General features: G+C 52.2%; 11 protein-coding genes. 2 read left to right on the top strand and 9 right to left on the bottom strand.

The window, feature by feature from the left end:
* The 9 genes from OEL57_RS07120 to OEL57_RS07080 all read right to left on the bottom strand — a co-directional run.
* On the bottom strand, positions 1–1072 hold a 1072-nt coding region (locus OEL57_RS07120; protein WP_300738996.1), incomplete at its 3' end, for a methyl-accepting chemotaxis protein.
* Between the two features lie 175 nt (positions 1073–1247).
* The gene (locus tag OEL57_RS07115; protein ID WP_300738993.1) at positions 1248–5207 is read right to left on the bottom strand and encodes a PAS domain-containing protein; all 3960 of its coding nucleotides are present in this window, start codon (positions 5205–5207) and stop codon (positions 1248–1250) included.
* Positions 5208–5222: 15 nt separating this feature from the next.
* Positions 5223–6731 carry an HD-GYP domain-containing protein gene (locus OEL57_RS07110; RefSeq protein ID WP_300738990.1) on the bottom strand — a complete coding sequence of 503 codons (1509 nt, stop codon included), beginning with the start codon at positions 6729–6731 and terminating at the stop codon, positions 5223–5225.
* Positions 6732–6740: 9 nt separating this feature from the next.
* Entirely contained in the window at positions 6741–7499 is a 759-nt protein-coding gene (locus tag OEL57_RS07105) for a substrate-binding domain-containing protein (protein WP_300739002.1), read from the bottom strand.
* Between the two features lie 14 nt (positions 7500–7513).
* On the bottom strand, positions 7514–10312 hold the full coding sequence (locus OEL57_RS07100; RefSeq protein ID WP_300738987.1) for a hybrid sensor histidine kinase/response regulator: 2799 nt from the start codon (positions 10310–10312) through the stop codon (positions 7514–7516).
* Between the two features lie 6 nt (positions 10313–10318).
* Complete coding sequence (locus tag OEL57_RS07095) at positions 10319–11110, bottom strand: substrate-binding domain-containing protein (protein ID WP_300738984.1); 792 nt, start codon at positions 11108–11110, stop codon at positions 10319–10321.
* A gap of 16 nt (positions 11111–11126) precedes the next feature.
* Entirely contained in the window at positions 11127–12233 is a 1107-nt protein-coding gene (locus OEL57_RS07090; protein WP_300738981.1) for an HD domain-containing phosphohydrolase, read from the bottom strand.
* 231 nt (positions 12234–12464) lie between these two features.
* Positions 12465–13610 (bottom strand): ATP-binding protein, encoded by a 1146-nt coding sequence (locus OEL57_RS07085; RefSeq protein ID WP_300738978.1) that lies wholly within the window; start codon positions 13608–13610, stop codon positions 12465–12467.
* On the bottom strand, positions 13610–14323 hold the full coding sequence (locus tag OEL57_RS07080) for a response regulator transcription factor (protein ID WP_300738975.1): 714 nt from the start codon (positions 14321–14323) through the stop codon (positions 13610–13612). Before OEL57_RS07080 ends, OEL57_RS07085 begins: the two co-directional genes overlap by 1 nt.
* A 196-nt stretch (positions 14324–14519) precedes the next feature.
* Here OEL57_RS07080 and OEL57_RS07075 point away from each other — a divergent pair, with 196 nt between their 5' ends.
* Together OEL57_RS07075 and OEL57_RS07070 are read left to right on the top strand one after the other, a co-directional pair.
* Positions 14520–15413 (top strand): EF-hand domain-containing protein, encoded by an 894-nt coding sequence (locus OEL57_RS07075; RefSeq protein ID WP_300738972.1) that lies wholly within the window; start codon positions 14520–14522, stop codon positions 15411–15413.
* A gap of 313 nt (positions 15414–15726) precedes the next feature.
* On the top strand, positions 15727–15838 hold a 112-nt coding region (locus OEL57_RS07070; RefSeq protein WP_300738999.1), incomplete at its 3' end, for a sugar phosphate nucleotidyltransferase.

The raw sequence follows: 15838 nt of genomic DNA, 5'->3' as shown, positions 1-15838 counted from the left end.
CGTCAGTCAACAGCTTAAAATCGTTACCGGCCCCTTCCACATGGGCGGCCTCAATGGCGGCATTCACCCCCAGCAGGTTTGAGAACATGGCCACATCTTCCAGGTCATCAATCAACAATTGAAAGTCATCCCGCAACTTGTCGGCCTCTTCACCATCACCCAGTGCAACCTGTCTGCTGAACTGCTTCATCCCTTTTGCCGTTTCGGTACAGCGCTGCCCCAGTTTTCTGATCTCATGGGCAACCACCCCGAATCCGCCTGCCGAGGTCCTGATCCTGACTGCCTTGTCCATGGCGCTGGTGGAAAGGGTGCCGGTCTCTTTGGCAATCCCGTCGATCTCATTGACAATGGCGGTGGTATTTTCCGCGGCCTCACGCACCTTAACCATCGCCCCCAGCATCTGCTCCATTGACTCCTGGGCCTGCTCCATGGTCTGGGCGGCCTCATGGACCTTTTCCCTGGCCTCACTGGTCTTGCTGGTACTGGTGGCAGCCCCTACTGCAATTCGCTCCAGGTTACTGGAGGTCTCAGCCAGCTGGTTACTCTGCTCAGCAGCACCATCAGACACAACTGCGTTGCCTTCGCTGATCTTTTGGCCTGCCTCTGAAACCAGCTCCACGGTTTCTGACACTTGCGAGATGGCACTGTGCAACGCCTCTGCAGTGGTGTTCATCGCCTTACGGATCACGGCATGGTCGCCGTGGTAGCGACCCCGCATCCGGGCACTCAGGTCATAGTCTGCCAACCGTCCCAGCACACTACTGGCTTCGTTTACCGGATCAAGTACCGCATCCAGCGTGCCGTTCATGCCCCGAATCAGCTCTTTCCAGATACCGTCATAATCCCAGTCATTACCCCGGGTCTTCAGGTTGCCCTCCCGCACTGAATCGGTCAGGTTGGTGGTCTCTTTATGCATGCCATACAGAATGGCCAGCAGGGTATTGATATTCTGCTTGATGGTATTGTACTCGCCCTGATACTCATCAATCACAAAGGGGGGAATCCGTCCGTGGGCAATCTCATCCAGAGCATGGCCTGCCAGCCGCATCGGTGCAATCAGCGCATCAAGCATGCCGTTTATTCTGTTACACTTTCACCTATTGATACATCTGCCCTGCTGTACCGAGACCGCCTCCTTCAGCATCTTATTTATAAAAACAGGCCTAATTGTAGCAATGTCCCGTTTAAGTTCAGCCATCAGTGTTCTCAAATCCAGCGGCTTGGACAGGTAACCATCAACCCCTGCTTCAACCTCTCCAACCCAGCTTTTGAATCTCCTGCTGGTAGCGCACAACTTCCCGCCTCAGTTCATCAATCATCTGCTCAGCGCCTTCAAGTGAACCGTCCTTTGCCAGATATTCAAGACGATGGGCAACGGCTGCAGTCTTCTGGGCACCACAATTCAGGGCAGCACCTTTCAGTCCATGGGCCTGCATGCAGACAGACACGCTATCGGCACGCACCACAGCAGCATGCAGTTCTGCCACTGCGCTGTCCACCTCATCCAGGAAGATATTGATAGTGGTTTGTGCCAGGTCACGATCATCGTCCAGTCTCTGAAGCAGGTCTTCAGCAGCAAAAATCAGCTCCTCAGCGTCCACCGGCAGATCAGCTGCAGCAACCGGGTCTGGGGCCGTACCAGCATCCGATACGGCTTGATGGCCGCGTTCCATCCACGCTGCAATAGCATCAGCCAGACGCGCAGGTTGCACCGGCTTGGTCAGGTAATCATCCATTCCAACGCTAAAGCAGTGTTCTCTGTCCTGTACAAAGGCATGGGCAGTCATGGCGATGATCGGCACGTTGCGGTTTTGTTCTCCTGATTCACCCTGTCTGATCCGGCTGGTGGCCTCAAAACCATCCATAACCGGCATCTGGCAATCCATCAAAACCAGATCAGCCGGCAACAGGCGCAGCATGGCCAACGCCTCTTGTCCATTGGCAGCCAGTGATACTTTATGCCCCTGTTTTTCCAGAATCGTACGGGCCACCAGCTGATTTACCACATTGTCTTCCACCAGCAGTATCCTGGCTGACGTCACCTTTTTCTGTTGATCAACAGGCTTTTTCTGTTGTTGCAGCTGCATCTGCTCGATCTCGCTGCAAGGGTCACACAGAACCGTGACAGCAAAGGAGCTGCCCTGTCCCGGCAGACTAATCAGATTAATATCTCCTCCCATCAGACGTGCCAGCTGGCGGCTGATAGCCAGCCCCAGTCCGGTTCCACCATACTTGCGGGTTGTAGAACTGTCAGCCTGGGTAAATGGGGTAAAGAGAGAACTGAATCGCTCTTTCGGAATACCGATCCCGGTATCCCGTATCTGGCAGCGCAGCAGGATCTTTCCATTTTGTTGCTGTTCTGTTGAGATCTGCAGGGTAATCGTACCGGTTTCGGTAAATTTGAGTGCATTACCCAGCAGGTTCATCAGTATCTGGCGCAGACGGGTTCCATCACCTTTGAGACAGTGACACTCCTGCAGATAAAAGCGACGTACCAACAGCAATCCTTTGGCATGGCACTGCGCAGCAAACAGATCTGCCAGTTCGCTACACAGACTTTCAGGATCAAAGGGAAATTCCTCAAGTTGCAGATGTCCTGCCTCTATCTTGGAAAAATCAAGAATGTCATTAATAATTGCCAGCAACAGCTCACCACTGGAGCGGATCACCTGCAGGAAATAGCGCTGTTCTTCGTCAAGCCCACTTTCCTGTAACAGCCCGGCCATGCCGATCACCCCGTTCATCGGGGTACGAATCTCATGGGACATGTTGGCGATAAAGCGCAGCTTGGCCTCAACAACCTCCTGCACCGCCTGCTCCGCCTGTTTTTTCTCCGTAATATCCCGGGCAAAACCGACTGTCCCCAACAACGTACCATCAACATCCTGTACCGGTGCCTTGTAAGTCTCTATCCAGACCCGCTGTCCACCTGTTTCTACCTGTTCTTCAACATCCCTGGTAACCAGAGATTGCAGTACCGCTTGATCATCAGCCCGATACGCTGCAGCAAGATCAAACGGCCAGATATCAAAGTCAGTTCTGCCTTCAATATCTTCCGGCTTGGAGCATTCGGCTGCCTCAGCAAAAGGACGGTTAACTGCCAGGAAACGACTCTCGGTATCTTTCAGCCAGACCAGAAACGGGAAGTTATCCATGACGGCCCGCAGATATTGTTCCCGCTTCCGTAACAGACCAACCATCTGATATTGCTCTGTGATATTGCGACTTACCCCCACCACTCCCAGTAATGTACCTGAGGCATCCCGCAATGGAGATTTAAAAGTGTCCAGAAGCACTTCAGTGCCATCAGGATAGGTCACCCACTCCTCATTACGACGCACTTCTCCTGAAGCCATCATCAGAGAATCCTGCTCGCGAAAAAAGCCTGCAACATCTTGCGGAAATATATCAGTATCCCGTGCACCCACCACCTGTTCTCGGCTACGTCCAACCAGCCGGGCAAACTCGGGATTGCAGCCCAGGTAGACACCATCCAGATCCTTGAAAAAGACAAGATCTGCCGTAGAAAGCAGCACCCCTTCCAACAGCGTGGTCCGCTCCTGCACCCGCTGTTCAAGCTCTTCATTCAGCGCCTGCAGCTCCAGTGACTGGTGCTGTAGACTGACCGCCATCTGCTGAAAGTTGGCAGTCAGGCCTTCCACTTCACGTACTGATGCCGATGGCCAGACAATGGCATCACCATCGGCAACCCGCTGGGGCAGACTGCGGGTCATCTCCTCAAGGCGGACAAAGACCCGTGCAAGATAGCTGGCAAAATAGTGGGCAAGGGCTATGGCCAGTAACAGTACCAGGGCAATAACACCCAATATCTGTGATACCTTTTGGCTGGTCTGTAGCAGTAAGGGCTTAAGCGACCACTGGGTTACCAGTTTCCAGCCGGGCAGACTTGGCAGGCTTTCCTCCTGATACAGAAAGGAATGAAGCCAACGTTTCATGGCACCAACACCAGGCTTGGGATCAGGTATCCACTGCCGTGTTGTATCGTCCAGAGGCCGCAGGATACCGCCTGACGGCAGCCTGAACGGTGTCATTGGTTTTAGGTCCCTGTTGCTGCTGATAACGACCCGCCCTTCAGCATCCAAAAGAGTTACCGTAATTGGACGTCTACCTATCAGACTGGCAAAGAGGCTCTGTAGCTCTTCAAGCTTAAAGACTGAAAGTACCGCCCCCTGATAACGACCGGCATCATGGATCGGCGCAACCACAGCCAGACGAGGGCCGGGAGTCCCGATCTTACCCATAAAAAATTCTACGGTAGAAAGATAGGGAGGCGTCATAACCCGTTTCAGATACGGGCGATCACTCATATCCAGACCAATGGTAGAGTTCCCCTGTTCATCAACCGTGGGTATAAAAGCACGGGTAACAGAGCGTTTATCCAGGATAATCTGGCGGCAGAGACAGGTATAGTTAGAGTTAAGTTTTTCAAGACTATGTTGTAGCTGCCGGGGCGGTATCGTGTCTGGTGGCTGCATAACTGCAGCCACACCCTCAACCTGCAACTTGCGCTGGACAAACCACAAGTCTACCGTTGTTTTGGAGATAATCCGGCTGAAGCGAGAATGACTTTCTTTGGCAATTCTGAAATCACGCTTGAAGCCATCATGAATCGTAAACCAACCGAATCCAAAGGCAGGCACCAGCACCAGAGCGGCCAACCCCACAAACAGCAGTTCCCGCAAAGCCGGTTTTTGCTGCCGTATATTCCGGTTGGTCATCCAGGGCAACAGACAGATCCCTTTTGCCAGCAGGGTATTGAAAACACCGTTAATCCCCTGTTTAAGGGCAATCACCAGCGTAGCCAGAGGAGCAAAGCCCATCAGGTGATGATAGAACAGCCAGACAAGCAGCAAGCCACCGGTAAACCAGTAGAGAATATCTGCATTCAACAGGCTGAAGCGCTTGCGTTTAATCAGTAGATAGACCAGCACTGGTTCAGCAGTAAAAAGAACAACTGCCCAGGGGTGGTGCCAGTGGAACAGGGTAACAAGTGAGGCGATCAAGGAGGCGGTTACACCGCTGATGAGACCAAATCGTTGCAGGGCGACCATAGTGACAATCGACCCAAACAGAAAATCAACGTTAAAAAAAAGCTCCAGCTTGAACCAGTTCAGGCAAAACCCGGCCAGGCCAAACAGAAGACCGATTAGCAGGTCTTCAGATACTGTTTTTGGTCTATCAGTCATTGGAGTTCCTAACAGCTATGATGCATACAGACGCCGTGACAACTCAATCTCGTCAGCCCGATCCTGAAGATTGTTTCTGATGGCTACAAACCTTTGCAAGTTATCCAAAAACAGCTGTAGCAACAAAGGATCAAAGAAGGAGCCACGCCCTTCTTCCATAATCTCCACCGCCATATCCAGGCTAAACGGCTTTTTATACGGACGTTCTGATAGCAGGGCATCAAAGATATCCACAATAGTAACTATTCGTGCGACCACAGCAATTTCGTCACCATGCAGACCATTGGGGTATCCACTTCCATCCCATTTTTCATGATGCTGTACAGCAATCACCCGCCCCAGTTCAAGCGATGGAAAGTTACCCGCCTCTGCCAGCAATTTCTCCCCCAACACCGTATGCAGTCTGATAGTCTGCAACTCATGTTCATCCAATTTACCCGGTTTCAACAGGATATGATCCGGTATCCCTACCTTGCCCACATCATGCAATGGTGCAGCAAAACGAAGCAACTCAACCATCTCCTGGTTAAAGCCAGCCAAACCTGCCAAAGCTGAAGCCATTTCGCTGATTCGACGGGTGTGCTGGCCGGTTTCAAGGTCACGAAATTCAGCTGCCCGCCCCAGGCGCAAACAGATTTCATACTCAGCTTCACGGGAAAGATTGAGAGCAATCTCGGCTGCCTGACCGGAAACCTGCAGATCGTAATTAGCCTGTTGCAGGCGCCTGGTGATATTACTGATCTGTCTACCCAACAACCCGCCAACAACCAGCACGGTCAGGAGAATCATCCCCACCAATGCAGTGTGACTGGTATGGTAACGAGACCGCTGTTCAGCGTGAATCCGCTCAAGTTGTTCAATCCTGGTGGTACTTTCATGGAAGAGACGATTTGTATTCTCATGCAGCCGAACAAAGAGCGATGTGGTTTCTTTAAAAAACAGCTTGGTTTCCAGTTCTGCAGCACTCAAACGACTGACCCTACCTGAATCACGTGCTTTTTCTCGACTTTCCAGCAAGTTAAGGGCCAATTCTGACTTCTTCGCAATCAGATCAAGATGCGGCTCAAGCTCTATGGCTGCAAGCAGGTTGGTATTGTCTTCAGGGTCCGCCTGATACTCAACCTGACGGGACATTTCATCAACCCCCTCCAGGTTCAGGCCGATCTGCTGTTTGAAGTTCCCGCCCTTCTGGAGCACTTCAAGAGCATGCCGAATGCGCTTCAGGTGTTCTGCAATAGTCTGTTGGATCATCTGCTGCCGATGCAGATTCGTGGAGGTTGCCATGCGCAGGAAATCCAGTTCAAGCGTTGTAACCGTGCGGGATATATCCTCGGCAATAAATTGACGGGAACGTTCATTGTTCCCCTTGCGGCCAAGCTGATGTTCGAGTCGACTAAACAGCTCATTAATCAACACGGTAGAAGCAATACCGACGCAAAACAGCAGCAGTAGCAGCAGTACCGTCCTGCCGGCACGTGGGTGCTGTTCTTCTACTTTTGCTATGTTCAATGGTTCGTTTGGCATCGACCTGGACTATTTTCCAAAGCCATTTCTAGTGAAAACAGCCTGACCTTCAGGCCCTGCTGCAAGGTCCATAAACTTACGGGCCAATACAGGCTGTTTTGAAAAAGTAAAGAGAGTCAACAACAGCTCCTGAGACGAACCCCACTTGCCGGGAAGTGCTATGATCTCAAAGCTCTTTGTGCTGTCTGCAAACAGAATAGTCCCCTGCCAGGTAATAACGGCATCTGCATCCCCCCGTCGCATGGAAGTGGCAATAGCCCGGGAATCAGGCAGCACCATGACCGCTTTCTTTAACAGGGTGTTGTAAATTCCCATCTCAGTGAATAGTCGTTTGGCAGCCAGCCCGGAACTGCAGGTATCGCTACCACTTAACAGAATTTGCAGGTCTTTACGAAGTAGCTGCCGAGGATCTGGTTGAACCTTTTTGGGATTACCCTTCTGCACCATCAGGGCCAGCCGATTGTACCCCACCAATCGGTATTCACCCAATAGACCATCCTTCAGATTGTCATGACGAAAAGAGGCCTCACCTGGCAGGTAGAGATCCCCCAGACGACTCTTGGCGGCACTCTTGTACAGATCAGCAGAGCCTCCCTGTACAAAACTGACCTTTACCCCTTCACGCTGCTCAAAAATTCTCGCGATATCCTGCATCGGTCGAAGCATAGTAGTACCGCAATAAATCAACAGTGTGGGTTTTAACTGAGACGCATGTACACTTTGGACATGAGCAAGCGCCACCAATACAATAATACACCACAGAGTCATTCTGAAATGCCTCATTAGCTACCTCCTGACTCTGTACGAAACGACTCAAACTGTTTATTAAGCGCTTCCATTCTCCGTGAGTACTCTTCTGTCTGCCCTTCACGGACCGCCTTTCCAAGCTCAGCCGCCGCTGCAGACAAGGCACAGGCCCCCACGTTACCGGCTGACCCCTTAATGGCGTGGGCCTTGGCCCGCATCTGTTCAGCATCACCTGCTTCAACGGCCTGTCGTAGCAGATTCATATGCTCGTTGGCACTGTCTAAAAACATGGCCACAAACTTCTGGATGAGCGCCTCATTTCCACCCAGACGCACCAGCAGCGCCTGACGATCAAAAACCGGCTGTTGCACTTGATCCTGAACCTGAACATCCGCCTGCATGACAAGAGCAGTCGGTTGCTGTGGTGGCTGGCCTGAAACCATCCGTTCAATCACGGCCAACAGATCATCCTCTTTGATCGGCTTGGACAGATAGGCATCCATACCTGCCGCAAGACAACGTTCTTTGTCGCCCTGCAATGCATAGGCGGTCATTGCCACAATAGGTACCGGTTGCCGCTTATGGGCAAGTTCAAAGGCACGGATTTCGTTTGTGGCTTCAAAACCATCCATCACCGGCATCTGGATATCCATCAGGATCAGGTCGAGTCCACCATTACGTGCTTTTTCCAGCGCATCCTGACCATCAACAGCAAGAACAACCTGATGTCCTTGTTTCTCCAGTATAATCTTGGCCAGCTCACGATTGATCTCGACATCATCAACCAGCAGAATCCTGCAACTACGCTTGGCCTCCCGCACCTGATGGCGCGTAACCAGATCACTGCCAGGCTGTTCCTTGCCATGTATGATCGCCTTCAAGGCATCGTACAACTCACTATGGATCACCGGCTTGGTTAGATAGCCGTTAACCTTCAGCTGGCGACAACGCCGGGCGTCTCCACGCTTGCCGGCACTTGGCAACAGCACCAGTTTCAGATCATCATAACGAACATCTTTTCTGATCTGCTCCACCAGCGTCCAGCCATCTATATCCGGCATCTGCAGATCAGATAGCAACAATTGCACCGGCCGGACAGACAGCGCAGACTCCAGCTTGGATCTGGCCTCTTCAGCAGTTGCTGCCGTAAGCACCTCTACCCCCCAACGTCCCAGAAAACCTTTCAGCAGCTGCCGGTTAATGGCCACATCATCCACCACCAGTGCGACAATCCCCTGCAGGGCGGTGGATTGCTGGGCTTCATGCTGCACCTTATCCTGCACCCGGCAACGCAGGGTAAACCAGAAGGTACTACCCTGGCCAAGCACACTTTCCACGCCGATCTCCCCACCCATCAACTGCACCAGACGGCGACAGATAGCCAAACCAAGACCGGTACCACCAAACTTTTTAGTTGTGGAAAGATCAGCCTGCTCAAAGGGAGCAAAGATACGCTGCAGATGCTCCGGGTTAATCCCGATCCCTTTGTCCCGCACTTCAAAACGCAGTAAAACATCACCATCCGGCAGCGACTGCTGTTTTGACACCAGCAGTTCAATTTCACCCTGTTCGGTAAACTTGACCGCATTACCGGATAGATTTAACAGCACCTGACGCAACCGTCCGGGATCACCCAGCAGACTGTCCGGCACATCGGGATCAACCTGAAAGACCAGCTCAAGCCCTTTCTGTCCTGCCCGCACCGCCAGGGTACGCAGGGTCTGCCCCAGCATACTGCGCAACATAAAGGGAACTGTTTCTGTCTCCAGCCTGCCCATCTCTATCTTTGAAAAGTCCAGGATATCATTAATGATATCCATCAGGTTTTCTGCAGAAATCTTGACCGACTTGAGATAGTCGTACTGCTGTGGATTCAGTTCTGAATCCATCAGCAGCTCGGTCATCCCCAGAACACCGTTCATTGGGGTACGGATTTCATGGCTCATATTGGCCAGAAACTCACTTTTGGCACGACTGCTGGCCTCTGCCTGTTCTTTGGCAACCCGCATCTCTTCGCCGGACTGCATCAGCTGAATATTAACCAAGGCCAGCTGACGGGCCAGCAGGATACCGCTGATCATAACCAGCAGGACAATGCTGCCCCCTAAGCCCGTCTGAATATTTTTGTACAGCAGCCGCCGTGCAGCCAGCTCTTCTCTCAGTACGGTAATGCGATTATTGCTTTCATAGTAGAGTCGGTTGGCATTTTCGTTCAGACGTATGAACAGCGAGGGCACATGCTTGTAAAAAACATTCAGCTTTTCTTCTATTTCAAGCAATTTGGCAGCATTGGCCGTTTCTCGGGCCTGCTCCCGTTTGGCCAGTAAAAAGGTCAGCTCATCAGCCTTCTCCCGCACTTTGTCCAGGTGTGGGCCAATCTCGATCAACTCAAGCATGTTGTGGGGATCATCAGCACGGGGTGTATAGGTAACCTGTTCATTCAGGTTATCAATCCCTTCAATATTCAGATCAAGCGTCCGTTCAACCCGGCCACCATCTTTTAACACCAGCAGGTCATGTTCCAGCTTGAGTGTTTTCTCCTTGATGGCTGATCTCAAACGCCCCTGCTCGGCTGTGCTGACCGAAGCGACCATCCGGTTAAAATCAAGCTCCATCCCTTTTATATCGTCAACTAGCACTTCGCCAATAAACAGGCGGACCTGCTCGTTATTGCCCCGGTGTTCCAGCTCCTCCATCAGGCGCCCGATAACCACGTTAACTGCGATCAATGCCGTAAAGCCGATTAAAAACAGTCCGATTAGCAGGAAAAGCAGGCGGGTTGCCCGGGAGGCAGAACTGATCATGGTAGCAGGTTGTTTGAAATCGATTGCCATACCAGGTTAGCGTCCAGCCTTTGAAACCGTAATAAAGCCATAGCGTCGAAAAATTGTCTGTCCCTGGGGACCTGCGGCATACTCCATAAATTTACGGGCCATGGCCTTGTTTTGAGAGAAATTCAGAAGGGTCAGCTGCAGCTCCTGAGGCGGCGCAATCGAGGGTGGCAGATCCAACACATCAACGCTGGGTGCGTTATCAGGAAAATAACCGGTGGCGCGCCAGCTCATGGTCAGATCGGCATCTCCACGACGCATGGCAGCCATTATGGAACGTGAATCAGGCATCATCTGCGCCACTTTTGCAGCCACCTTGGGATATAAGCCGGCCTGGGTCAGAATCCGTCGTGCTTCGACCCCGACGCTGCCGCTTTCGCTGCTCCCCAGTACCACTACCAAGCCTTTGCGCAGCAGCTCTTTCAAATCTGGCTTAACCTTTTTGGGATTACCTTTTTTAACCATCAGCGCCATCTGGTTCATGCCCAGCACCGTGTACTCACCCAGCAACCCTTCAGGCTGATGTTTGATTCTGAAGACAGGCTCACCCGGCAGATAGAGATCCCCCTTCTGGCTCTTTTTAGCGCTCTGATAGAGATCTTCCGAACCACCCTGGGCAATGGCAATGCTGATCTTTTCCTGCTTTTCAAACTGACGGGCAATATCAGTCATCGGCCGCACCATGGTAATACCGCAATAGATCAGCAGACTGTTACCTGCTGGCGCTGCAATGACCGGGCATGCCAAACCAATGAGCAGCAAAAACAGCAGAAGCGAAGAGACATACGATTGTCTGGCCATTGTTTTCCCCCATGATTCAAGTAATATTAAGCAGCTCAAGAAGAGGATCCGATTCATCCTGCTGGTCCTTTAGCCGGTCACGAATGGCAATAAATTGCTGCAGGTTATCCATAAAAAACTGCAACAGCTTTGGATCAAAAAAGATCTCCCTGCCCTCTTCCATAATGGTAAGTATTTTTTCAATCGGGAAGGCCTTCTTGTAGGGACGATCTGAGGCCAATGCATCAAAGATATCGGTAATCATCACGATCCGGGCAAAGATGTGGATCTCCTCACCTTTTAACCCGGCAGGATAACCACTGCCATCCCATTTTTCATGATGTTGCAACGCCACTGTGCAGCCAGCCTCAAGGGAGTGAAAACGCTCCCCTTCCGACAGTATCCGCCCGCCGATGGTGGTATGCAGCTTCATGATCTGCATCTCGGTCTCATCCAGTTTACCCGGTTTGAGCAATATCCGGTCCGGGATACCGATCTTGCCCACATCATGCAGAGGGGAGGCAAAACGCAGCAGCTCAGCCTGTTCTTCCGGCAGACCGGCCAGCAATGCCAGGGTCTTTGACATCTCACTGATCCTGCGGGTATGCATACCGGTTTCCATATCCCTGAATTCAGAGGCACGGCCAAGGCGCAGACAGATCTCATATTCCGCCTCCTGAGACAGAGCCAGGGCATCCCGCAGGTCCGCAGTCTTTTTGGCAACTTCCGTCTCAAGGGTGACATTCATGTTATTGATAATGTCATGGTATTTTTTACTGCGGACATGGTTCATGACCCGCAAGCGCAGCTCATCCGGGTTAAACGGTTTGGCCAGAAAATCATTGGCACCCAGTTCCAGAACCCTGGTCACTTCCTGCTGATCGGCAGTGACAACTATTACCGGGATATGCATCAGGGTAAAGTTAAGTTTGATCCGCTGCAGCGCCTCAAAGCCATCCATAACCGGCATCTGTAGATCAAGCAGCACAATATCTATACCAGGGGTGGATTCCAGCAGATCCAGAGCTTCCTGACCGTTACTGGCGGTAAAAATAGTAGCCTTAACATCTTCCAGCATAGCCTTGATTATCTGCAGGTTAAAATTATCATCATCAACAGCCAGGATTTTAACATCTACAAGCATTAAAACCTCCTGCATCAACTCAGGCAACAGCAGCGGAGACCGGAATCAGCATTACCGGCAGAATAACGACAGACGAGATGAGTATTTAGGCGCGTCTATACTAGCACCTCATGCGATAGATGAAAATGAGGTGATTACCCTAGAGATGATAGTGACGGGAAAAACAACTGGTTTGAAGTTCAAGAGGTGGATACACAGTTAGCGGCATTCCAAACCCAGGCAGCGCGACCATTAACAAACTGGCAATGGTAACCTGATCAACACCTCAAGTCCACCTTCGGCCAGATTACGGGCAGTAACGGAGCCACCGTGATGCCTGATCGTGCCAGCAGTGATAGCAAGCCCGATACCGGTACCGCCACTCTGGCGATCCCGTGCCTCTGCAACCCTGAAAAATGGTTTAAATATTGCCGAAAGGGCGTCTTCCGGCACCCCCGGCCCATGATCCCGCACCCGCAGACAGACCTGCTCAGTGCCATCCGGCTCCAGACGGACTTCCACAACGGTGCCGGGAGCGGTATACCGTACGGCATTACGCACAACATTTTCCAATGCTCGCCGCAGAAGCTCATAATTGCCTGGCAATAGCGGCACCGGTGTAGCCATCAACTGTACGCTTCGTCCACTGCCTGCAGCCTCAAAGTCTGCATCATGCACCACCTCTGCGGTCAAAGCTGCAAGATCCACCTGTTTCTTTTCCAGAGTCTTACTGCCACTTTCCAGTAGCGTCAGTGTCAGCAGTTCACTGATCATCTGGTTCAGGCGGTCCGACTCCTGCTCGATCCGGTCAAAGGCTGCCGCAGCAGATACCGGAGCCTCCCGACGTGCCAGACCAAGCGCCACGTTGAGGCGAGCCAGGGGCGATCTCAGTTCATGGGAAATATCCCGCACCAGCTGTTTTTGGGCCGACATCAAAACCTCAAGCTGCTCAGCCATCCGATCAAAATCCCGTCCCAGATCAGCTACTTCATCACCTCTGGCATCTGCTCCAAAACCAGCCCGTGCCGTCAGATCGCCTTGTGCAAGCTGTTGAGCAGCCCTGCGCAGACGCCGGATCGGCGCAGTCAGACGCCAGGCCAGCAGATAACAGGCCAGCCCGCCCACCACAAAGTAGATGACCAGCTGGGCTATTAACGGAAAACCGGGAAAACCATGGGGCGGTGGTTCTGGATGGTGGACCGCAGATGGTGGCAAAGGAGCTGGTTGCTGCATACCGGGCTGTGTTGGATCACCGGCCTGCTGTTCCCGATGAAACGAAACAGGAGGGCGCGGAGGGAATTCCGGTCTGGTCTTGATGGCAACCAGAAAGAAGATACCGCCGGACAACACCACAGTCAGCCAGAACCAGAAAAACAGCCTGACAAAAAGTGACCGCATCAGAGAGACTCTTCCACTGTGGGACGCAGATAGATATAGCCTACCCCCCGCACACTTTTAAGCCGCTCACTGCCATCCTTGGCAGGCCCCAGTTTACGGCGCAGACTGCTGACATGGACATCTATGCTACGGTCATAGGAATTAAGCTGCCGCCCCAAGGCCTGATTACAAAGTTCTTCACGGCTGACCACCCGACCAGCCTGTGTCATCAGCACCTCCAGCACCGAAAACTCGACTGAGGTAAGCGGCAGCTCCTGTCCCCCCTGCAACACAGCACGACGACCAGGATCAAGGGTCAGATCCCCTACGACCAGAACGGTTTCCAGCACGGCATCATTTCTCTGATGGGCAGCTGAACGTCTTTGAATGGCACGGATACGGGCCACAAGCTCACGCGGATTAAACGGTTTTGGCAGATAGTCATCCGCCCCCAGCTCAAGCCCCACAATCCGGTCAACCTCTTCTCCCCGAGCGGTCAACATCACCACCGGAACCGCTGACCCGGCCCTGATCTTACGCAGCACCTCAAATCCGTTCAGGCCGGGCAGCATCACATCCAGTACCACCAGATCATAGTTTTGGGCGCAGGCCTGTGCAGCCCCCTGGCTGCCATCATGAACCGCCTCAATGGTGAAGCCTTCTGCGCTCAGATAGTCAGCGAGCAAGCTGCACAGGTCACGATCATCGTCAATCACCAGAATTCTGCTTTGCATCTACTCCACCCTCCAGCCGCTAAAATCAGTCTGTGCAGTATAAAGCCCCCGAACAACTTCGTCTGTAAAGATTTGTAGCCGAAGGCGGGTTACAAAACTTTACCCAACCACCGCCACACTTAACGAATATCCTGCAAATTATATCCGATAGGTAGAGTAACGACCCTTTGCACATCACACCCTAAGGAGGCCCGCCATGAGTAGTATCAGCAGTATCAGCAGCAGTATCAGCAGCCTGTTTGGCATCGACCAGCAGAAGAGAAAACAGGAGCTGTTCAACAAAGTTGACAGTGACGGCAACAGCAGTATCTCGCAAACAGAACTAACCGCCCTGACCGACAAGATCTCTGAGGACAGCGGTAAAACCCTGGATGCTTCCTCTCTCCTGTCCCAGTATGACAGCGACAGCGATGGATCACTGAACAGCGATGAGATGGACAGCCTGATGGAAAGCATCAAGCCCAAACATGAGCGCGATGCAATGCTGAACAATGAAGATCAGTCCGGCAACCAATCCAGCGGCCTGGACACCACATCCCTGGCCTCGTACCTCTCCAACTCCGGCCAGGACCTGGTATCCAGCCTGATCTCCATGCTGCAACAGATGCAAAGTTCGTCATCGGATGATGAAGATGACAGCTCAATCAGCAGCAGCTCTGCAATAAACGGCAAACAGGGGCCACCACCTCCACCACCGCCTAAACCGGAAGAGATGTTCAGTAAAGTGGATAGTGATAGCAGCGGCGCTCTTTCTTCTGATGAGCTGCAGACCATGCTGGACAAGCTAGCAGAAATGACCGGCCAATCTCAGGACGCCTCCACACTGATCACCCAATATGACAGTGACAGCGATGGCGCACTGAACAGCGATGAAATGGACACCATGATGAAGAGCATGGGACCTCCACCGCCACCTCCCCAACAGGCCCAATCCGGTAGCAGCAATTCTGACGAAAGCAGTAGCGCCCTGCAAAGCGCCCTTGCATCGCTGTTGAAGAACGCTGATCAAACCAGCCTTTCCAACCTGCTTAAGCAGTTGCAGGGCAGCAGTTCAGGTAGTGGCACCTCTTCGTTGAACGTCATTTCATAAAAGGCATACTTTCCTCGGAGGCAGTCAACAACGCCAGTAAATCAGCTGCTTCCGGGGAAAAATTACTACAGCTTCCCACCCCACCTGTTCCATCTAAAAACCGATAGTGATATCAGTGAGCTAAGGTTTGAAACGACGAAGCATTCACCCGTTTTAGAAAAAGAGTCCGAACCATGCAACACGGGTATGACTTTCCTGCCCATACTTTTTTCATACCACCATCAACAAAATAAAAATCCAACTTGCATGCTTGACAGCTTGGCGCTAAAGGATAAGCTAAAGCCAACAACAGTAAGCAAGAAGGAGCGTCAACATGTACGATGGATTAAATCTTGGCAGAAATACGATAGCCATGGTTCTTGCAGGCGGCAAAGGAGAACGGCTGAGCCCGCTGACGCTTCGCCGTGCCAAACCCAGTGTTACCC

It is taken from the genome of Trichlorobacter sp. (assembly GCF_030247655.1).
In the GTDB taxonomy this organism is placed as follows: domain Bacteria; phylum Desulfobacterota; class Desulfuromonadia; order Geobacterales; family Pseudopelobacteraceae; genus Trichlorobacter.
This window is presented reverse-complemented; position numbering and strand designations above follow the sequence as displayed.